Here is a 19,907-nt window from a genome sequence, read left to right as displayed (position 1 = left end):
CAGTGCAATCTCCAGGTCGGCCAGTTGCTTGCTCTCGGGACCACAGACTAGTGGTGCGCAGCGGCCAGCAGTTCTCGCCGCTGGGCCAGCCGGAAAATGCGTTGCGGTTGGCTCAGCCGGCCAACAGCCTTCAGCGCCAATGACTTCAAGAGGTGGGCGCTGTTTTTCGCAGACAAAAAAAAGCCACTCGTTTGAGTGGCTTTTTCTTTGAATTGGAGCGGGAAACGAGACTCGAACTCGCGACCCCGACCTTGGCAAGGTCGTGCTCTACCAACTGAGCTATTCCCGCAAATGGCGTCCCCTAGGGGACTCGAACCCCTGTTACCGCCGTGAAAGGGCGGTGTCCTAGGCCACTAGACGAAGGGGACACGCTACTGAAACACATGGTGTGTATTTCAGTGCCCAGAGGCCTCGTCCGAAGACGTGGTCCTGGTTTCACTCAATGCCGCCCGAGGGCCACACTGCTTGTAAATTGGAGCGGGAAACGAGACTCGAACTCGCGACCCCGACCTTGGCAAGGTCGTGCTCTACCAACTGAGCTATTCCCGCATATGGCGTCCCCTAGGGGACTCGAACCCCTGTTACCGCCGTGAAAGGGCGGTGTCCTAGGCCACTAGACGAAGGGGACACACGTACAACATTCACTCCCTACCGCGTTTCGCTGTGTGCTTTACGCTGTAAGTGGCGCGCATTCTATGGATGGATTGAAAGGTCGTCAACCCCCAAGGATAAATTTATTTAAATCAATGACTTCGCCCCGTTGAGCGGCCTGCGCGGGCATTCTGCTGCGCCCAAGCCCTGGCGCCTATATTCTGACGCGCCACAAGGCGCTATAGTTGCCATAGGCAAATGATGGCAATGTGCATCCATGCAGGATCACTTTACCTATATAGAAGAAACTACCTGGGCAACTGGTCGAACAGTCCTATCCGCCGGTTAGCGCAGTCACTACACTCCACAGCAAACCCTATAAAGAGGTCACACCGGTGACACCACTCATGATCACCCTGCTGGTAATAGCCGGGATCGTAATACTGATCGCCATTGGCTACATGAACCATGTGGTGGAAAACAATAAGCTGGAAAAGAAGCGTACCGAGATCGAGCTCAATGATCGGCTGCGTCGCTGTGGTGAAATCACCGAGACCTTTCCCGGCCAGTTGATGACGCCGGCGCTCAAGCTGTTGCTGACCCGCCTGGAACTCAACGTCAACCAACGCCTGCTGAACCTCAACAAGTCCAGCGCCGCGCTCAAGGCGCGGATCGCCGAGCTGAATGCAATGATCGCCCAGGGCGAATCGATTCCGGTGGCCAACCCGCCCGCGCCGATCCAGACCGAAGCCAAGGCCAAGGATGTGCGCTTCCTGCTCGAAGCACTGCATGGCCAGGTCACCCGTGCAGCCCAGGACGGCTTTCTGCCGACCAACGAGGCCAAGCACTGGATCAAGGAAATCCGCCATATCCTGGTGCTGCTGCACATCGAGTTTTTCAACAACCTGGGCCAGCATGCCCTGCAGCAAGGTCAGCCGGGGCAGGCGCGCCTGGCGTTCGAGCGTGGCGTGCAGTACCTGCGCAAACAACCGGAGCCCGTGCTGTACAGCGCACAGCTGCAATTGCTGGAGTCGCAGTTGGCCCGCGCCAACTCCACGGTGTTGACCAACAGCGCGCCAGCCGAGAACGAAGTCAACGAACTGACCGAAGGCCTGAAAGTCGTCGACGCCGATGCCGAGTGGAAAAAGAAAGCCATTTACGATTGAGTGCCGCTGGCCCCGTCACGGGCCGGCCTTCCAGGTGCAGGAGCGAGCTTGCTCGCTCCTGTCTGCGCCGCACATGACGGTGCCATCAGTTTGCATCTATCCCCCCGCCCCCGACTAGCGTAAAAAAGTGCCCCTCACTCCGTGAAGTTAGAGGCCTGCTATGCCTGTCGCCGTGATTGATGGACAACCGCTGCACTATATCGACCAGGGCACCGGCCCGGTCGTCCTGTTGGGTTCGAGCTACCTGTGGGACCGCGACATGTGGGCACCGCAGATCGAAGCGCTGTCGCAGCAATACCGTGTGATCGTCCCTGAACTGTGGGGCCATGGCGAGTCGGGCACGCTGCCTGCGCAAACCCTGTCCCTTGATGACCTGGCACGTCACAACCTGGCTTTGCTCGACCAGCTGGACATCTCACAGGTCAACCTGGTGGGCTTGTCGGTCGGCGGCATGTGGGGCGCCCGCCTCGCCTTGCTGGCACCTGAACGCGTCAACAGCCTGGTGCTGATGGACACCTACCTCGGCGCCGAGCCGGACGCCACGCGCCAGTATTACTTCTCGCTGTTCAAGATGATCGAAGACGCCGGCGCTATCCCGCCGCCGCTGCTGGATGTGATCGCGCCGATTTTCTTCAGGCCGGAAATCGACCGCGAATCAGCGCTGTATCAGGATTTTCGTCAGTCGCTGCAGGATTTCCCCCGGGAACGCCTGCTGGACAGCGTGGTGCCCCTGGGCCGCTTGATTTTCAGCCGCGCAGACACTCTCGATCAGCTTCATCGCCTGGATTGCGATACCACCCTGGTCATGTGCGGCGAGCAGGACAAGCCGCGGCCACCTGCGGAATCCCGGGAAATGGCCGAGCTGATCGGCTGTGCCCTGACGTTGATTCCCGACGCCGGGCATATCTCCAGCCGGGAGAATCCGGACTTCGTCAACGAGGCGCTGCTGACGTTCTTCGCCAACAACGCCTGATCGCCTTCCCCTCTGATCGCGGCGCCCCGGCCGCGATCAGAGGCGAAAGTGCCCCACCATGCCCTTGAGTTCCGCGCCCAGCTGCGCCAGCTGGATGCTCGAGGCGGCATTGCCTTGCATGCTCAACGCCGATTGATCGGCACTTGCCCGGATGCTGGTGACGCTGCGGTTGATCTCTTCGGCCACCGAGCTTTGCTCTTCAGCCGCTGCGGCAATCTGCTGGTTCATCTGCTGGATCAATGACACCGCCGCTGCAATGCTGCCCAGGGCGCTCTCGGTTTCCAACGCATCGCTGACCGCCAGCTTCACCAGTTCGCCGCTTTGTTGAATCTGCTGCACCGACGACTGCGCCGCGCTGCGCAAGGTGCTGACCAGGCGTTCGATTTCTTCGGTCGATTGCTGAGTGCGCTTGGCCAGGGCCCGCACCTCATCGGCGACCACCGCAAAGCCGCGCCCTTGCTCCCCTGCGCGGGCCGCTTCGATCGCGGCGTTCAGGGCGAGCAAGTTGGTTTGCTCGGCGACGCTCTTGATCACGCCCAGGACCGTGCCGATGTTCTGGATCTCCGCGCTGAGGCTTTCGATACTGGCGCTGGCACTGTTGCTGGACGTGGCCAGCAATTCAATGCGCTGCAAACTCTGGCGCACCACCTGTTGGCCGCTGTCGACCTTGTCATCCGCCGTCTGTGCGGCTTGCGCGGCCTCTTCGGCGTTGCGCGCCACGTCGTGCACCGTGGCGGTCATCTGGTTCATCGCCGTGGCCACCTGTTCGGTTTCTTCCTTCTGGCTGCTGACTTCGACGTTGGTCTGCTCGGTAACGCTGGACAGCGTCTGCGCCGAGCTGGCCAGTTGCTCGATACCGGCCTGCAACCCGCTGACCATATGGCTCAGGCCGTTGCCCATCTGCTGCATCGCCTGCATCAGTTGGCCGATTTCGTCGCGGCGGCTGACCTCCATGCGCCCACTCAGGTCACCGGAGGCAATCTGCTGCGCCACTGCGATCACACTGCGCAGCGGCGCCACGATCAAGCGGGTAATCACCCAGGCCGCGATCAGCCCCACCACCAGCGCCAGGGCGGATGAACCGATGATCAGCAGCGTGCTTTTGCCCAACTGCGCCTGCATCGACTGGTCTTCGGCGTCATAGGCCTGGTTGACTCGGCTGACCACCTGATCGGCGCGATCATGCAATTGTTTGTAAACCACTTTTTCCTGGGCCAACAGGCCGGTGTACTCGCCGAGCTTTTCGCTGAACGCCGCGATATGCCCGGACACTTCATTGAGCACGGTCTGGTAGCCGGGGTCCTTGACCGAGGTTTTCAGTTGTTCGGCCTGAGCCAGCGCCTGGTCGGCCTGTTCGATCTTGCCCTGCTCGGCCTCCTCCGCATCGGCCTTGCGGCTCTGATCCAGGCGTAGCCGCGCTTCGTTCATCGCCTGCAGCATCAACCGCGACACCTGGCTCACCTGCCCTGCCTGCTCGATAAACTCGGCACCCGCCTTGCCCTGGCTTTCCTTCAGGCCATAGGCGCCATCGTCCGCCAGGCCGGCCTGCAACACATCGAGGTTATTGGCCACGCTGGACACTGACCAACTGGCCATTTCCAGGGCCAGGTCCTTGGCCTGGGTCAGTTCGACGAACTCGTCGAACGCCTTGCGGTAGGCCGCCAGGGCTTGCTCGACATCGGTCATGACCGGCACGTTGGCAGCGGACTGGGCCTTGAGACTGGCCGCCAGCGCGGCCAGCGCGTCGACACTTTCATGCAGGGCGTCAACAGCCTTGGGGTCGGCGTGCAAGGCGTAATCCTGTTCGATCAGGCGCACCTTCTGCAGTTCACTGTTGAGCGAAGACATGCGCTTGAGGCCTTCGAAGCGCTGGCCAACGGTTTGCAGCGACCATACGCCAATGGCCGCTATCACTGCCGTCAGCAGCAGCACCAGGGTAAAACCCAAGCCCAGTTTTTTCGCCATACCGAGGTTGGCGAAACGTCGTTGCGCGCCCGAAATCATTGCACTTGAGTCCTCTTGCAATGGCAGATGCCATAAACCCGCTTACCAGCAGCGAGAGTCGCAATCACGGGGCACTGAACACAAGTCGTGGGCGCCACAATAATGGCAAAAAGCTACACACCCGTCGTTTTCAGAATGGTCGAGGTCGATCTGGCGGGCCCCAGGGCACGAAACAGCGCCAGCGCTCGCGGATCAGCTGCGTAGGCCACGTTGATGCGCAACCACTCGCAGCACTCACCCGCCGGGTTGAACAGCATGCCCGGCGCCAGCAGCACACCGAGATTGCGGGCACACGCCTGCACGCGCGAAGGGTTTTGCGCGCCAGGCCGCGCCCACAGGAACATGCCGCCGGCGGGTACTGCAAACACTTGCCATTCTTCATCCTCCAGCACCTGCAAGGTGGCGGCCATTTGCGTATTCAGGCGCTTGCGCAGGCGCTGCACCCACTTGCGGTAGGCGCCGTTGACCAGCAACGTGGCCACTATCGCTTCGGCAAAGCGTGAGGTGCCGATGCCCGTCAGGGTCTTGAGTTGCGCCAGTTGCGCGATGATCGCCGCACTGGCGCTCAGGTAGCCCACGCGCAAGGCGCTGCTCAGCGTCTTGGAAAAACTGGAGACGTAGATGACACGGTCATCATGGGGCAACGCCGACAACCGCGTGCAACTGGCGTGCTGCAGATCGCCGTAGACGTCTTCCTCGATGATCAGGAAATCCCGGCTGCATGCCAGCGCCAGCAAACGCTCGGCCACCGCACGGCATAGGCTGGTGCCGGTAGGGTTGTGATAGAGGCTGTTGATGAACAAGCATTTGGGCCGATGGCATTGCAGGTGCGCCTCCAGCACCTCGATATCCGGGCCGCTGCGCGTGCGGGGCACTTCCAGCAACGTTACCCCGTGAAACGCCAGTTGCCGGTAGAGGTTGCCATACCCGGGGGTCTCGACCACCACCGTATCGCCGGCCCTGAGCAGCGTGCGGATGAGCAGGTCCAGGGCATGGCTGGCGCCATGGGTGGTGAGAATGCAGTCGAGACTGCTGGGCACGTGAATCTGGGTCAGGCGCTTGAGCAATTGTTCACGCAGGGCCGGCAGGCCCAGAGGCGTGCTGTAGTTGAACAGGCCTGCGGTGTCGGTGCGGCTGACTTCGCGGATCGCATAGCTGATGTCATCGCTCTCGCGCCAGGCGTCCGGCAGCCAGCCACAGCTGAGCTTGAGCTCGCCTAAAGGGCTGTCGGTAAACCTGCCCCAGCCCTGTTCGGCGCCTTCGTACCACTGGTTCTCCTGAATGCTCGCGGGCTGCGCCACGACGAACCCCGAGCCTTTTTTCGAGGCCAGCATGCCTTGGGCCTCCATCCGTTCGAATGCCTCGATCACGCTGGACTGGCTGAGCAGGTTGTCGAGGGCCAATTGCCGCACAGACGGTAAGCGTGTGCCGGGGCTCACCCCATGCTTGCCAATCCATCCCGCGACTGCGCTGATGATTTGCTGCACCACCGGTACCGGGGCTTGTCGATCAATCCCTAAATCCATGAGCCACTCACTTCAACTGTTTGTTATTCAACCCAAACAGTTAAGCACAGAAGCCCAATAAAACCCGCTCCAAACTTTTATTAAAGTATTGATTTTATTGGGTTTTTTACCTGGTGATACACATTCGATCGCGGCTTTGTGCCAGCTATGGAAACACCCCACAACACCCCCAGTCCTTTTCGAACAGGTTGCAGTGTGAAGTCTTAAATCGCCGTGGCACCGCCGTCCACCGCCAGGGCCTGACCGGTGGTGAAGGCCGCACCATCACTGCACAGGTACAACACCGCGCTGGCAATTTCCTCGACCTTGCCAATGCGCCCGACCGGGTGCATCGCTGCGGCAAATTCGGCCTTGCGCGGGTCAGCTTCATAGGCGCGGCGGAACATGTCGGTATCAATCACCGCCGGGCAGACCGCATTGACGCGGATTTTCTTTTTCGCGTACTCGATGGCTGCCGACTTCGTCAGGCCGATCACCGCATGCTTGGACGCCGCATAGATGCTCATTTTCGGCGCCGCGCCCAGCCCCGCCACCGACGCCGTGTTGACGATGGCGCCACCGCCCTGGGCCAGCAACAGCGGCAGTTGATACTTCATGCACAACCACACGCCTTTGACGTTGACCCCCATGATGGCATCGAACTCATCCAGGCTGCCGTCAGCCAGCTTGCCCTTCTCGATCTCGATCCCGGCGTTGTTGAAGGCATAGTCCAGGCGGCCGTAGGCGGCGACGGTCTGCGCCATCAATTGCTGCACATCCGCCTCCAGGGTGACGTTGCAGCGCACAAACAAGGCTTCGCCACCCGATTGCTGAATCAATGCAACCGTGCCCTCGCCGCCCGCCACATCGAGGTCGGCCACCACCACTTTCAAGCCTTCGGCGGCGAACGCCAACGCGGTCGCGCGGCCAATACCGGCGGCGGCGCCGGTCACCAGGGCGACCTGGCCGGAAAACGTCATGCTCATGGGAATGTCCTTTTGGGGATTGATAGCCGTCGAGCGAGTCTAGCCAATCAGGAGAGTGACGCGTCAGCACTATCAGAAGGCCGGTTGGCGCTGCATGCGTCCGGGTGATAAGGCCACCGGGCTGACTATCAACCCCGTCTATCGGCAAGCATTCGCGTGGCTCGAACAACCTTGCTCACAGGCGGTTCCTTGTCTATCACTCATACTCCCCTCTAAAGAGTTGCCGCCATGACTGCCCAGACCAACCGCCAGTTCCTGCTTGCCAAACGCCCGGTCGGCGCCGCCACGCGGGACACCTTCACCTTTCAGGAAGTCCCGGTAGGCACGCCGCAGGACGGGCAGATACTGGTGCGCAACGAGTACCTGTCTCTGGACCCCGCCATGCGCGGCTGGATGAATGAGGGCAAGTCCTACATTCCGCCTGTCGGTCTCGGCGAAGTGATGCGCGCATTGGGAGTAGGCAAGGTGATTGCCTCCAACCACCCGAATTTTGCGGTCGGCGACTACGTCAACGGCGCCTTGGGCGTGCAGGATTATTTCCTGGGCGAGCCGCGCGGTTTCTACAAGGTCGACCCGAAACTCGCGCCCCTGCCGCGCTACCTGTCTGCGCTGGGCATGACCGGCATGACCGCTTACTTCGCGCTGCTGGACACAGGTGCCCCCAAGCCCGGCGAGACCGTCGTGATCTCCGGCGCGGCCGGTGCGGTCGGCAGCATTGCCGGGCAGATCGCCAAACTCAAGGGCTGCCGCGTGGTGGGCATCGCCGGGGGCGCCGACAAGTGCAGGTTCCTGGTGGACGAACTGGGCTTCGATGCCGCCATCGACTACAAACACGAAGACGTACCCGCCGCCCTCAAGCGTGAGTGTCCCAAAGGCGTGGATGTGTACTTCGATAACGTTGGCGGCGACATTCTCGACGCGGTGCTCAGCCGCCTGGCGCTGAAGGCGCGGGTGGTGATTTGTGGGGCCATCAGCCAGTACAACAACAAGGAAGCCGTGAAAGGCCCGGCCAACTATCTGTCATTGCTGGTCAACCGCGCACGGATGGAAGGCTTTGTGGTGATGGATCACGCAGCGAACTTTGCCGCTGCCGGGCAGGAAATGGCCGGTTGGATGGCGCAGGGCAAGCTCAAGAGCAAGGAAGATATCGTTGAAGGGCTGGAGACGTTTCCCGAGACGTTGATGAAGCTATTCAACGGCGAGAACTTCGGCAAGCTGGTGCTGAAGGTCAGCTGATACAGGATAGACAAATGTGGGAGCAAGCCCCCTCCCACAGGGGATCTTCATTGTTCAGGAAATGGCGTGGGCGCAATGGCTGTGCACAGTGATAACTGACGAAACCGAATCAAAATGTGGGAGGGGGCTTGCTCCCGATGGCGGTGGATCAGCCAGTACATCTGTTGACTGTCACACCGCTATCGGGAGCAAGCCCCCTCCTACATTTGGTATCAGGCGATTTCGGCAACGACGGCTGCCAGCGCCTTGGCCGGATCGGCCGCCTGGCTGATCGGACGGCCAATCACCAGGTAGTCGGAACCGGCATCGAGCGCCTGGCGCGGCGTCAGAATACGGCGCTGGTCATCCTGGGCGCTGCCCGCCGGGCGGATCCCCGGGGTCACCAGTTGCAGCGTCGGGTGAGCGCTTTTGAGCGCCTGGGCCTCGAGGGCCGAGCAGACCAGGCCGTCGAGGCCGGCTTTTTGCGCCAGCGCGGCCAGGCGCAACACCTGCTCCTGCGGCTCGATGTCCAGGCCGATGCCGGCCAGGTCCTCGCGCTCCATGCTGGTCAGCACAGTCACGCCGATCAGTAGCGGTTTGGGCCCGCGGCGCTGTTCCAGCACTTCCCGGCAGGCGCTCATCATGCGCAGGCCGCCGGAGCAATGCACATTGACCATCCACACGCCCATCTCGGCCGCTGCCTTGACCGCCATGGCGGTGGTATTGGGGATATCGTGGAATTTAAGGTCAAGAAACACTTCGAAGCCCTTGTCACGCAGGGTGCCGACGATTTCCGCCGCGCAACTGGTGAACAGTTCCTTGCCGACCTTGACCCGGCAAAGCGTAGGGTCCAACTGGTCAGCCAGCTTCAGTGCGGCGTCACGGGTGGGGTAATCCAGGGCGACGATGATAGGAGTCTGGCAGACGGACATTGGAATGGGCTCTCAGGCAAGTCGAAATCGGCGCGGATTGTAGCGCAAGCGGCGCCGTTGCGGGATCCGATGATCGGTAAATACTGATTTCGGCGTTGATAGGCACCGGTTTCCGGCAATTATTTCAAAGCCGATACATTCACGACATGCGCCCAACACGCCCCACCGTTAGCCTCGCCGCTTGACCGAGCGTCCAGCACTTCCAGCCATGGGGCTGGGCGCCTATGCTGGCCGTAACAATCAGGTAGATGATCGCACTATGCAGACTCCTTCCGTCCCGGTAAACGACGAGCACCCAGGCGCGGTGATCGCCGACGACAAGCGCTGGAACACCCGTGCGCTGATCGTCGATGACGATGCGCCGATTCGTGAATTGCTGATCGATTACCTGGCGCGCTTCAATATTCTCGCCACGGGCGTGACCGACGGCGCGGCGATGCGCCTGGCCATGCAAGCCGAGACCTTCGATGTGGTGGTGCTCGACCTGATGCTACCGGGCGAAGACGGCCTCACCTTGTGCCGCTGGCTGCGGGCTGAATCGGACATTCCGATCCTGATGCTCACCGCCCGCTGTGAGCCCACCGACCGTATTATCGGCCTGGAACTGGGCGCCGACGACTATATGTCCAAACCTTTCGAACCGCGCGAACTGGTGGCGCGTATCCAGACCATCCTGCGCCGGGTGCGCGATGACCGTACCGAGCAGCGCGCCAACATCCGCTTCGACAACTGGCGCCTCAACAGCGTGTTGCGCCAATTGGTGGCCGACAACGGCTTGGTGGTGCCGCTGTCCAACGCCGAGTTCCGCCTGCTGTGGGTGTTTATCGAACGGCCGCGCCGCGTGTTGAGCCGCGAGCAATTGCTGGATGCAGCGCGCGGTCGCTCCATCGAAGCCTTCGACCGCAGCATCGACCTGCTGGTGTCGCGCCTGCGCCAGAAACTCGGCGACGACCCCAAGGCCCCGCATTTGATCAAGACCGTGCGCGGCGAAGGCTATCTGTTCGACGCGCGGGATATCGGTTGATGCGCGCCACCTTCAATACGTTGTTCGGGCGGCTGTTCGGCGTGTTGCTGGTGGCCATCGTGCTGGCGCATGCGCTGGCGTTCTTCTGGTTCCATCATTACGGCCCTCCGCCGCCACCGCCACCGGAAACCTTCGTCGAGCAGCCGGATGGCTCGATGAAACCGTTGGCCAAGCATCAGCGCCCCTGGTTCGGCGGCCCGGTGGTGCCGCTGACGTTTCAATTCATCTCGCTGATCATCGCCGCCTGGTACGGCGCCAAGCTCTTGAGCCGGCCGATCCAGCGCCTGAGCGCGGCTGCCGAGCGTTTGAGCCTCGACCTCGACAGCCCGCCGCTGGACGAATCCGGGCCTCGCGAGGCACGCCAGGCCGCGTCAACCTTCAACCTGATGCAAAGGCGCATCCGCGAACAAGTCAGCCAGCGCGCACGCATGCTCGGGGCAGTCTCCCATGACCTGCGCACGCCGCTCTCCCGCCTGAAACTGCGCCTGGAACAGATCGAAGACACCAAGCTGCAAGGCCAGATGCGCCAGGACCTCAACGACATGATCGGCATGCTCGACGCCACCTTGAGCTACCTGCACGAACAGCGCACCAGCGAGACCCGCCACTGGCTCGACGTGCAGGCGCTGGTGGAATCGCTCAGCGAAAACGCCCAGGACCAGGGCAGCGATGTGCAGGTGTGCGGCACCTGCGCGCCCTTGCAGGTGCAACCGATGGCGTTGCGTTCGTGCCTCAACAACCTGATCGACAATGCCCTGCGCTATGCCGGCTCGGCGCGCGTGGAGCTGGCCGACAGCCGCGGCGCCCTGGTGATTCGGGTGATCGATCACGGCCCTGGCATCGCGGCCGATAAGCGCGAAGCGGTGTTCGAACCGTTCTTTCGCCTGGAGGGCTCGCGCAACCGTAATTCCGGCGGCGTCGGCCTGGGCATGACGATTGCCAAGGAAGCGGTCGAGCGCCTCGGCGGCCACCTGAGCCTGGACGATACGCCAGGCGGCGGTTTGACCGCCGTAGTGTGGCTGCCGAGGGCTTAAAGCGGTTTGTCTTCGCGCCGCGCCTGGGCCTGGGTGGCGCTCCAGTCGGTCAACAAGCTGTAGGCCACCGCGAGCAAGGTCGGGCCAATAAACAGGCCGATAAAGCCGAACGCGATCAAGCCGCCGAATACGCCCAGCAGCACGATCACCAACGGCAGGTTGCCGCCACGGCTGATCAGGTAAGGCTTGAGCACGTTGTCGACGCCGCTGATGATGAAGGTGCCCCACACGCCAAGGAACACCGCGTAGGTGTAGTCACCCTTCCACGCCAACCAGGCCGTGGCCGGAATCCACACCAGCGGCGGGCCCATGGGAATCAGGCTGAGCAGGAAAGTGACGCCCCCCAGCAGCAACGCGCCAGGCACGCCGGCAATCAGGAAGCCGATCAGCGCCAGCACGGCCTGGGCGGCAGCCGTGCCGATCACGCCATTGACCACCCGTTGCACCGTACCGGCCACCAGTTCGATGTAATAGCTGGCGCGGTCGCCGATCAGGCGCTCCAGCAGACGGTGCACGAACATCGCCAGGCGCGGCCCGTCGCGGTAGAAAAAAAACACGAAAACCAGGCTCAAGGTCAGTTCGAGAATGCCGCCGCCGATTTGCGCACTGCGCGCCAGCAACCAATTGCCGACCTGGCCCAGGTAAGGCTTGATGCTCAGCATCAGCGCCGCGCCCTGTTGGTCGATGCTGTCCCACGTCGCCACCAGCCGCTCGCCGATAAGCGGAATCGAGCCCAGCCAGGTGGGCGCATTGGGCAAGCCGTCGACCTGGATATCCTTGATCAACACGACGGCATCGCGCACATGGTCCGCCAGGTTGAACCCCAGCCACACCAGCGGCAGCGCGACCAGCAACATCCAGCCCAATGTCAGGATACCGGCCGCCAGTGATTCGCGACCGCCCAGCCCACGGGTCAGCAGTACCATCAGCGGCCAACTGGCAAACGCCAGCACCGCGCCCCAGAACAGCGCCGACCAGAACGGCGCCATGACCCAGAAGCTGGCACCGAACAGCACCAGCAGCAGGATTTGCACCAGCAGGCGATCGTTATTGAGCATCGGGTATCTCGAAAAGAGTCATGTAGGAAGACAGCTTAGGCGAACGGCGCGGGTCCGTTCGCCCTGTGGCGCTTAGCGTATCAGATGCACATGCAGGCCTTCAGCCTTGCCTGTGCCGGTTTCCAGGCGCGCGGCGCGTACGCCACTGTCGATCAGGCCCTGGCGCCAGGCTTCGGCGCTGGGCCCGGTCAGGCTGACGCGCAGGTTGGTGTCGAGGTTCAGCCCACGGGAAATCAAGGTCAACCAGGTGGCGTCGGGCTCGGCGCCGAGCGCGGGAAAGTCCAGCTCGCCGGTGCTTTTCAGCTCACGCAACAGCGTTGCCGACGTGGGCAGAAGAGTGCCCAGCGGGGTGCTGGCATCCAGTTGCTCGACATGCAGATAGGCGCGGCGATTGCCACGGGTGATGCCGTACAGCGCCACCAGCGAGTTGTCCTGGGGGGCCGCCAGGCGCAACAGCAGGTATTCCTGCTGGCCATCGGCGCCCACCAGCTTGGCGTTGCCGAACACTTCATTGGCCCACAGGCTGCTTTCGCCGCAATCGCGGGCCTGGCACCAGAACAACAGCTGCGCGCCCTGAGCCTGCAAGGCTTCGCGGGTGGCGGTAAAAGCGGTGCTGGAGCTGTGCTCGGCGGGCAGCTCGTAGGTGATCGCGGTGGTTGGACCGCGTGCGGTGGCCTGGGCTTCGGAGCGCAATTGACCGCTGATCTTGCGGATCGCGCCCATGGGGTAGATGCGTTCCTTTTCTTCAGCAGGGCGATAGTCGACGATCTGCGCGTCCACCTGGCGGGCAATGGCCGGTAAGTCCTGGCTTCCCGGTACATCGGCGGCGAACACCAGCGGGCTGAAACAGCACAGCCCAAAGGCACGGATACAGCCTTTACCCAGGCTCATCGGATCAATGAGCCGTGGCCATGGAGGGTCGCAGCGGTTTCAAGATGGTTCATGGTTGACTCCCTTTCAATCCGCCCAGCCTCGGCAGTTGACCGCGCCAAGTCAAGGCGCGGAGAAGAACCGATTGAAACAGTCTGCAACAAGAACCGCACCGGGCTCGTCATTCAGGTGCAAATGATGGCCACCCGGCAGCGTCGTCACGGTAAAGGGCAGCTGTGAAAGCAATTCGGAATGTTTCGCCAACAGGCCGTCAGCCGCGACCACCAGCTGCGTAGGGCAACTCACGCGTCGTACGAACGCCATGGCTTGTTCATCGGTCAGGCGCATCGGTGATGCCAGGGTCAGGCGGCTGTCGCTGCGCCAGGTGTAGCCACCCGGCACCGGCATCAAACCGCGCTGGGCCAGCAGTTCGGCGGCTTCGCGGCTGACCGCGACGAGGCCGTGCATGCGCGCCTCGACCGCCCGATCCAGGCTCGCATAGACCGGCTTGCGCTTGCCCTGCAGGCTCAATTGCGCCTGCAATGCCATGCCCAGCCGCTCGGCCGCGTTCTCGCCGCGGGCGGTCGGCGGGATCACCCCGTCGATCAACCCCAGGTGCGTCACGCGCTCCGGTAACGCTCCGGCCAGCACCAGGGAAACGATGGCGCCGAGGGAATGGCCAAGTAATGCAAAACGTTGCCAGCCCAGTTGCTCGGCCACTTGCAACACATCGTGGACGTAATCCCACACGGCGTAACCGGCCCCGGCCGGACGATGGGCCGAGTGCCCGTGCCCGGCCATATCCAGCGCGACGATGCGCAACCCCTGCAGCTTCGGCGCCAGGCGCGCAAAGCTGTTGGCGTTGTCCAGCCAACCGTGCAGGGCGATGACGGGCAAGCCGTCTTCAGGCCCGAACAGATGCGCCGCCAGCTCGATATGCGGCAGGCTCAGGCGTACTTCTTCCACGGGCGCGCTCATGCGCAACTGCGCTCACGGGCCTGCCAACGGGCAAACAGGTGCTTGATCAAGGTCGCGGTGTCCTGGGGTCGCTCAAGGGGAAACATATGGCCGCCGGGCATGGTGAGCATCTCACCCATGGGCAGGCGACCTACGCCGCTGACATGATGGCGCATCACCACACGGCTCTGCTGGCCGCGCACCACCGCCAGCGGCACTTTCAACTGGCGCACCTGGCCGGGGCTGGTGTGAGGCACGCCCCGATAGATGCTGATTTCCGTCGCGGGGTCGAAACGCAGACGCAGACGGTCGCCCACTGGCAGCAGACCATGTTGCAGGTACGCCTCGAAGCACTCGGGGTCGAAACCGCGAAACAGGGTCTTACCGGCGAAGTAAGCGCGCGCGGCGTCCAGGTCGGTGAATTCCTCACGGCGGCCCAGGGTGCGTCCGGCCGGGGTCAGGCGGTCGATGAAGCCAAAGCGTTTGGCGGCGCGAATCACCCAGCGATCCGCGCGGGTCAACACCGGCGAGTCCAGCATCACCACGCCACGGTACAGCTGCGGGCAGCGCATGGCGGCGTGCAAATGCAAGACCCCGCCCAGGGAATGGCCGACGCCCCACACCGGCTCCGGTTGCTGCTGCAGATGGTGGATCAGTTCATCCACCAGGTTCTGCCAGTTATCGTCCACCGGGAACCTGGGATCGTGGCCGTGCTGCGGCAGATGCCCCACCGTATATTCGGGAGCCAGGGCCGCGAACAACTTGCCGTAGGTGGCCGACGGGAAGCCATTGGCGTGGGCGAAAAACACATGCTGCGACATAGCGGCGCGCTCTTCAGGAACAGAGGTTGATTGTCACCATGCCTGGCGTTCACGGCAATGACCGTAACCGCCAGGAATGATGACACTCACGCCATGTCTATCGCGCCGGAGGCTGTTCGCCCAGGGGCACCACGGCCACGGTCAGGCGCGATACGCAACTGGCCTTGCCCTCGTCGTTGGTCAAGCGGATGTCCCACACTTGGGTCGTGCGGCCGATATGAATGGCCCTGGCCACCGCCGTTACGCGCCCGCTGCGCACACCGCGCAGGTGATTGGCGTTGACCTCCAGGCCCACGCAATAGAATTTGCTCGCATCGACGCACAGGTAGGCCGCCACGGAGCCCAGGCTTTCGGCCAGTACCACCGAGGCGCCGCCATGCAACAAGCCGTAGGGCTGATGGGTGCGGTGATCGACCACCATGCTGGCGGTGATGGATTCGTCGTCGAAGCTTTCGAAGCGAATATCCAGCAATTCACCGATGGTGTTTTTCTGGCTCGCGTTGAGCTGTTCGATATTCGGTTGCGTGCGCCACAGGCTCATGGGACTGTCCTTATTGGTTTTATTACGATCCTAATCCTGACACACAACGGCATTCCAGATAAGCGCTATAGCTTATGGATTTTCAACGCTGACCAGGCTCATCAACCCCGCCAATGGGAAGTCACCCTCCAACAGCGCGAGGCTGGCGGTATGCATCGGCTGCGGCTGACGCGAGTGACCGTGCTGCAAAAAGCTGATCAGGTTGCCCACCAGCGGCTGATGGCTGACCAGCAGCACGTTGTCATCGGTATCGAGTTTTTCCAGCACCTGCGCCGGGCTGTCCTCTGGCGTCAGCCACGGCACCGTACGGATCTGAGGCTCGAACCCCAACACCTCGCGCACCAGTTGCGCCGTCTGCTGCGCCCTCGCATAAGGGCTGGCGATGATGGCACTGAGCGGCTGGCCGATCAGGTGCGCGGCACTGCGCAATACTTCAGCCCGGCCATGCTCGGTGAGGTTGCGCTCGGCGTCAGTTGGCGCATGAGCTTGGGCTTGCCCGTGGCGCAGGATCCACAATTTCATAGCTTGGGCTCTTCATCACGCACCGGGTGCGGTGCTGGCGGCACGCTATGCGCGGCTTCGCCTTCCGGTGCACGCGGGGTTGGCCAATCAGCGAACGGCCAGGGTTTTTGCTCGGTATGGAAGCTGCCGAAGCGACCGATCTGCGCAAGGAACTGGCTGAGGCTGTCGCCAACGTTCATCAGGCTCAGGTTCGGCGCGCCATAGATCAACCGGTAAATCAGTTGCACCACCACCAAGGCGCCGAGCACGAACTGCGCCACCTGCCACACCAAGGCAAATACCAGCATCCACAGGATGCGCAGCACAATGGACTCATACTTGGGGGCTGCTTTCGAATCGTTCATGCCGCGTTCCTCAGTTGAAACCGCTGGTGGAAATAAAGTCGACATCGGTTTTCGGCTCGGCGCGCATCAGCAGCTCGATGACCTGGTCCAAGGTGCGCCCTTCAAACAGGATCGCGTGCAGCCCGGCAACCAGCGGCATGTACACCCCGACTTCCTGAGCCTTGGCCTTGAGCACCTTGAGGGTGTTGACCCCTTCGGCCACTTCGCCCAGGCGAGTCACGGCCTCTTCCAGGCTCAACCCCTGGCCCAGCGCGAACCCGACCTGATAGTTACGGCTTTTCGGCGACGAGCAGGTGACGATCAGGTCGCCGACGCCCGCCAGGCCCAGGAACGTCATCGGGTTGGCGCCCTGATTCACGGCGAAACGGGTCATCTCCGCCAGAGCACGGGTAATCAGCATGCTCTTGGTGTTTTCGCCCATCCCCAAGGCCACGGCCATGCCGGCGATGATGGCGTAGACGTTCTTCAGCGCACCGCCCAGTTCGACGCCGAACCGGTCGGCACTGGCGTAGACGCGGAAGGTGCGACCATGCAGCACCGCCTGGACGCGCTCGCACAGTTGCTCGTCTTCACTGGCGACCACCGTGGCGGTCAGCGCATGCTCGGCCACTTCCCGCGCCAGGTTCGGCCCGGACAGCACACCAATGCGCGCCTGGGGGGCGATCTCCTGGAGGATTTCGCTCATCAGCTTGAATGTCTGCGCCTCGATACCCTTGGTCAGGCTGACCAGCAGCTTGCCCGCCAGGCGTTCGGCGTGGGGCGCCAGCACCGAGCGCAAGGCGCTGGAAGGCAGCGCGACAAAGCACAGGTCGCAGGCGGTAAGGGTTGCCAACAGATCGGTAACGGGTTCGACCGCCGGATGAATCTTGATGCCTTTAAGGTAACGCGGGTTTTCCCGATGCACGCGAATGGCCTCGGCCTGCTCGGGATCACGCATCCACTGGCGCACGGCGTAGCCGTTCTCGGCCAGCAGGTTAGCCACGGCGGTACCAAAACTTCCGCCTCCCAGGACCGCGATAGGGCGCTGTTCAGTCATATGCAATCCGTTAATCCATACCAGTGGCGATGGCGGCATTATACGGGGCGACCTGCTTGCGGCCAGCCCCCGTGTGAATTCGTGCGCTTGTCGGAAAATGCCACACTTGAATGAAGTTATTGCAGGTCTCACGACTGGCAAAAGGCCTCACCTCAGTTAACATGGGCGGCTATCCGCAATTATCAAGGCCGCGCCGTGTACCTGGGCCCTCCTCCCCGCTCATCCCTGCTGTTGATGCTGCCGTTGACCCTGGCGTGCAGCGCCAGTGCGTCGGCCGACGATCTGTTCCTCGACAGCCAACCGCTGCCGCAGGTATTGACCGCCACCCGCCTCAAGCAATCGGCCGCGGCCGTACCCGGCAGCATGACTGTGATCGACAGCGAGTTGATCAAGGCCAGCGGTGCGCGTGACATTGCCGAGCTGTTGCGCCTGGTGCCGGGGATGATGGTCGGCTACACCACCGGCAATCAGGCGGCGGTGAATTACCACGGCACCAGCGCCAGCGATGCACGGCGCATGCAGGTGTTGATCGACGGACGCTCGGTGTACCGCGCAGGCCTGGCGACGGTGGACTGGAGCGATATTCCAGTGGCCATGGAAGACATCGAGCGTATCGAGGTGTTTCGTGGCCCCAATACCGTCAGCTACGGCGCCAATGCGCTGATGGCGGTGGTCAATATCCTCACCCGTTCACCGGCCAACAGCCAGGGCACGCGGGTGAAGGTCATCCGCGGTGAACGCGGGATCAACGATGTCTATGCCAGCCAGGGCGTGGGCTGGGAAACCGGCGACTTGCGCCTGTCGCTGTCCGGGCAACAGGACGATGGTTTTGACAGCGATGCCGCCGGTGCCGACCGCCGTGACAGCCGCCGCCTCAGCCGCTTCAGCCTGGCCGTCAGCCAAACGTTGAATGCGCAACAGAGCATCGACTGGCAGCTGGATGCCAAGGAAGGCACCAATCAGCGTCCCTATACCTACACTCCGGTGTTCGCCGGGATTACCGAGGGCGGCACCAATTCCGACGTCACCGCCAAGGACTACGCGGGCTCAATGCGCTGGAATTTCGACTTCAACCCCGACCACAGCCTGTATATCCAGGGGTCGGCCCAGCAATGGAACCGTCGGCAGATCTGGAAAGCCTGTGACGCCAAGGTCTCGTTCAGCCCCGAACTGACCCAGCTGTGGCAGCTCAACCCCAACTACGCCGAAAAGCTGGCGCGGCACATGGATCAGTTCAGCCAGGGTAGCGCTCCGCCCGGCAGCGCCGCCGAGCAGGCGTTGGGCAACCAGGTACTGGACCAATGGCGCAACGGCGCCAGCCAAAGCGTGTGCGGCGATATCGACCAGAGCACCCAGGAAAGCCGCTACGACCTGGAGCTGCAAGACACCCTCAGCCTCTCCGACAGCCTGCGCCTGGTCAGCGGAATGAATTACCGCTACGACCGCGCCGACTCCGACACCTACTTCAACGGAACGCTGGACGACACCACCTGGCGCCTGTTCGGCCACTTGGAATGGCGCGCCAGCGAACACTGGCTGCTGCAAGGCGGCGCGATGTACGAAGACACCCACTTGAGCGGTAACTCGCTGACACCCCGCGTGGCGGTCAACTACCTGATCAACCCGCGCCACGGTCTGCGGGCGGTGTACTCCGAGGCGATCCGTTCACCGGACATGTTCGAGAACAACGTCAACTGGAGCTACCGCGTCACCAACCTCAGTTCGCCGGTGTATGGGCAGAATTCCGGGCAATATTTTGTGGTAACACGCGGCCCGGGCAATCTCGATAAAGAGTTGATGCGCTCGCGCGAACTGGGCTACAACGGGTTCTTTGCCGACCTCGGGTTGAATGTCGACGTGAAGCTGTTCTATGACGAAATCACCGACATGATCAGCTCGCCGTTGCGCAACAACCAATACATCGCCAGCAACGCCAACAGCTCGCGCTTTACCGGTGCCGAATCCCAATTCGACTGGCGCGTGAGCAACGCCGACCGCCTGCGCCTGACCTACGCTTACGTCGACGCGAGCACCAGCAACCCGCTGGACAAAGCGCAGACCGCACGTAACAGCGGCTCGGCCGGCTGGTTGCGCGAATGGGGCCACGGCTGGTCCAGCGCCTTGTTCTACTATGGTGACGACGCACTCAACGAGTATCGCTTCGAACGGGTCGACCTGCGGGTGGCCAAGCGCATTGCCCTGGGCAAAACCAACGTGGAGCTGGCTGGCATGCTGCAACAACGCCTCGATAACCAGCCGACCACCTGGCCCGACAACCATTATGACCATCGCCATGTGCTCTACTTCAGCGCGCAGTTAGAGTTCTGA

18 protein-coding genes, 4 tRNA genes and 1 pseudogene are annotated in these 19,907 nt (G+C 62.4%); 6 read left to right on the top strand and 17 right to left on the bottom strand.

Annotated features, from left to right (window positions below; translation table 11 throughout):
- Positions 1–213: 213 nt before the first annotated feature.
- The 4 genes from C4J84_RS09085 to C4J84_RS09070 form a co-directional block, all read right to left on the bottom strand.
- Positions 214–289, bottom strand: a tRNA-Gly gene (locus C4J84_RS09085).
- A 3-nt stretch (positions 290–292) separates the two neighbouring features.
- A tRNA-Glu gene (locus C4J84_RS09080) sits at positions 293–368 on the bottom strand.
- A 105-nt stretch (positions 369–473) separates the two neighbouring features.
- Positions 474–549, bottom strand: a tRNA-Gly gene (locus tag C4J84_RS09075).
- A 3-nt stretch (positions 550–552) separates the two neighbouring features.
- Positions 553–628: transfer RNA gene (locus tag C4J84_RS09070), tRNA-Glu, on the bottom strand.
- Between the two features lie 370 nt (positions 629–998).
- Between C4J84_RS09070 and C4J84_RS09065 the strand changes: the two genes are divergently transcribed.
- Positions 999–1,757: a hypothetical protein gene (locus C4J84_RS09065; protein WP_124370193.1), complete on the top strand. Its 759-nt coding sequence runs from the start codon at positions 999–1,001 to the stop codon at positions 1,755–1,757.
- Positions 1,758–1,917: 160 nt separating this feature from the next.
- Positions 1,918–2,730: an alpha/beta fold hydrolase gene (locus tag C4J84_RS09060; RefSeq protein WP_124370192.1), complete on the top strand. Its 813-nt coding sequence runs from the start codon at positions 1,918–1,920 to the stop codon at positions 2,728–2,730.
- A gap of 36 nt (positions 2,731–2,766) precedes the next feature.
- Here C4J84_RS09060 and C4J84_RS26695 read toward each other — a convergent pair whose 3' ends face one another.
- The 4 genes and pseudogenes from C4J84_RS26695 to C4J84_RS09045 form a co-directional block, all read right to left on the bottom strand.
- Complete coding sequence (locus tag C4J84_RS26695; protein WP_372238205.1) at positions 2,767–3,609, bottom strand: methyl-accepting chemotaxis protein; 843 nt, start codon at positions 3,607–3,609, stop codon at positions 2,767–2,769.
- An 18-nt stretch (positions 3,610–3,627) separates the two neighbouring features.
- A pseudogene (locus tag C4J84_RS26690) lies at positions 3,628–3,852 on the bottom strand (HAMP domain-containing protein); the annotation flags it as partial.
- A 995-nt stretch (positions 3,853–4,847) separates the two neighbouring features.
- The gene (locus tag C4J84_RS09050) at positions 4,848–6,260 is read right to left on the bottom strand and encodes a PLP-dependent aminotransferase family protein (protein ID WP_124370190.1); all 1,413 of its coding nucleotides are present in this window, start codon (positions 6,258–6,260) and stop codon (positions 4,848–4,850) included.
- A gap of 203 nt (positions 6,261–6,463) precedes the next feature.
- Positions 6,464–7,225, bottom strand: coding sequence for an SDR family oxidoreductase (locus tag C4J84_RS09045; RefSeq protein WP_124370189.1), 762 nt, complete (start codon positions 7,223–7,225; stop codon positions 6,464–6,466).
- A gap of 228 nt (positions 7,226–7,453) precedes the next feature.
- On the opposite strand from C4J84_RS09045, the gene C4J84_RS09040 reads away from it, so the two are divergent.
- Positions 7,454–8,461: an NADP-dependent oxidoreductase gene (locus C4J84_RS09040; protein WP_124370188.1), complete on the top strand. Its 1,008-nt coding sequence runs from the start codon at positions 7,454–7,456 to the stop codon at positions 8,459–8,461.
- A gap of 212 nt (positions 8,462–8,673) precedes the next feature.
- Here C4J84_RS09040 and pyrF read toward each other — a convergent pair whose 3' ends face one another.
- Positions 8,674–9,372, bottom strand: a complete 699-nt coding sequence (pyrF, locus tag C4J84_RS09035) for an orotidine-5'-phosphate decarboxylase (protein WP_124370187.1) — start codon at positions 9,370–9,372, stop codon at positions 8,674–8,676.
- 259 nt (positions 9,373–9,631) lie between these two features.
- On the opposite strand from pyrF, the gene C4J84_RS09030 reads away from it, so the two are divergent.
- Together C4J84_RS09030 and C4J84_RS09025 are read left to right on the top strand one after the other, a co-directional pair.
- A complete protein-coding gene (locus C4J84_RS09030; RefSeq protein WP_124370186.1) occupies positions 9,632–10,396 on the top strand; it encodes a response regulator in 765 nt (254 codons plus the stop codon).
- Positions 10,396–11,430, top strand: a complete 1,035-nt coding sequence (locus C4J84_RS09025; RefSeq protein WP_124366446.1) for a HAMP domain-containing sensor histidine kinase — start codon at positions 10,396–10,398, stop codon at positions 11,428–11,430. Before C4J84_RS09030 ends, C4J84_RS09025 begins: the two co-directional genes overlap by 1 nt.
- On the opposite strand, the gene C4J84_RS09020 is transcribed toward C4J84_RS09025, so the two are convergent.
- From C4J84_RS09020 to C4J84_RS08985, 8 genes are all read right to left on the bottom strand, one after another.
- Positions 11,427–12,488, bottom strand: coding sequence for an AI-2E family transporter (locus tag C4J84_RS09020; RefSeq protein ID WP_124362003.1), 1,062 nt, complete (start codon positions 12,486–12,488; stop codon positions 11,427–11,429). The genes C4J84_RS09025 and C4J84_RS09020 overlap by 4 nt on opposite strands.
- Before the next feature lie 72 nt (positions 12,489–12,560).
- Positions 12,561–13,379, bottom strand: a complete 819-nt coding sequence (locus C4J84_RS09015; protein WP_124370185.1) for a DUF4892 domain-containing protein — start codon at positions 13,377–13,379, stop codon at positions 12,561–12,563.
- Between the two features lie 102 nt (positions 13,380–13,481).
- Positions 13,482–14,336: an alpha/beta hydrolase gene (locus C4J84_RS09010; RefSeq protein ID WP_124362001.1), complete on the bottom strand. Its 855-nt coding sequence runs from the start codon at positions 14,334–14,336 to the stop codon at positions 13,482–13,484.
- The gene (locus C4J84_RS09005) at positions 14,333–15,136 is read right to left on the bottom strand and encodes an alpha/beta fold hydrolase (RefSeq protein WP_124370184.1); all 804 of its coding nucleotides are present in this window, start codon (positions 15,134–15,136) and stop codon (positions 14,333–14,335) included. The genes C4J84_RS09010 and C4J84_RS09005 overlap by 4 nt, the downstream gene beginning before the upstream one ends.
- Before the next feature lie 97 nt (positions 15,137–15,233).
- Entirely contained in the window at positions 15,234–15,677 is a 444-nt protein-coding gene (locus C4J84_RS09000) for a hotdog fold thioesterase (RefSeq protein ID WP_124361999.1), read from the bottom strand.
- A gap of 72 nt (positions 15,678–15,749) precedes the next feature.
- Entirely contained in the window at positions 15,750–16,199 is a 450-nt protein-coding gene (gene sixA, locus C4J84_RS08995; RefSeq protein ID WP_124370183.1) for a phosphohistidine phosphatase SixA, read from the bottom strand.
- Positions 16,196–16,543, bottom strand: a complete 348-nt coding sequence (locus C4J84_RS08990) for a DUF4389 domain-containing protein (protein WP_124361997.1) — start codon at positions 16,541–16,543, stop codon at positions 16,196–16,198. Before C4J84_RS08990 ends, sixA begins: the two co-directional genes overlap by 4 nt.
- A 10-nt stretch (positions 16,544–16,553) precedes the next feature.
- Positions 16,554–17,579, bottom strand: coding sequence for an NAD(P)H-dependent glycerol-3-phosphate dehydrogenase (locus tag C4J84_RS08985; protein WP_124370182.1), 1,026 nt, complete (start codon positions 17,577–17,579; stop codon positions 16,554–16,556).
- A 195-nt stretch (positions 17,580–17,774) separates the two neighbouring features.
- Here C4J84_RS08985 and C4J84_RS08980 point away from each other — a divergent pair, with 195 nt between their 5' ends.
- Positions 17,775–19,907 carry a TonB-dependent siderophore receptor gene (locus C4J84_RS08980; RefSeq protein ID WP_124370181.1) on the top strand — a complete coding sequence of 711 codons (2,133 nt, stop codon included), beginning with the start codon at positions 17,775–17,777 and terminating at the stop codon, positions 19,905–19,907.

Source organism: Pseudomonas sp. R11-23-07, assembly GCF_003852295.1.
Taxonomy (GTDB): Bacteria; Pseudomonadota; Gammaproteobacteria; order Pseudomonadales; family Pseudomonadaceae; genus Aquipseudomonas.
Note: the sequence above shows the minus strand (reverse complement) of the source record. Positions and strands in the feature narration are given on the sequence as shown.